At 44.9% G+C, this 305-nt stretch carries 1 protein-coding gene; it reads left to right on the top strand.

What is annotated here, in order from left to right; all coding sequences use genetic code 11:
• Nucleotides 1–305 (top strand): Calx-beta domain-containing protein (locus Q0845_RS27765; RefSeq protein ID WP_298521222.1); only part of this gene is annotated, 305 nt, incomplete at both ends.

Raw genomic sequence — 305 nt, 5'->3', positions numbered from 1 at the left:
AGTGGAAACACTTCAAACACGAACGATAGTGGAACCGTAACGATCACTGATAACGATACACCAGCAATGAGTGTAGGTGATGTAACGGTAGCGGAAGATGCAGGAACAGCAAGTGTAGCGGTGAGCATAGACAATCCAAGTAGTGTAGATACGGTAGTAAGTATCACTACCACAGATAACAGCGCAACCAATCCAGATGATTATACCACGACAACAGTTACAGCAACCATCCCAGCGGGACAAACGACAGTAGATGTAAGTATTCCAATTACAGATGATACTACCGGAGAACCAACGGAGGACTT

The sequence above is a fragment of the uncultured Kordia sp. genome (assembly GCF_947489565.1).
GTDB lineage: Bacteria > Bacteroidota > Bacteroidia > Flavobacteriales > Flavobacteriaceae > Kordia.
The sequence above is the reverse complement of the archived record's forward strand: the minus strand, read 5'-3'. Positions and strand labels throughout refer to the sequence as shown.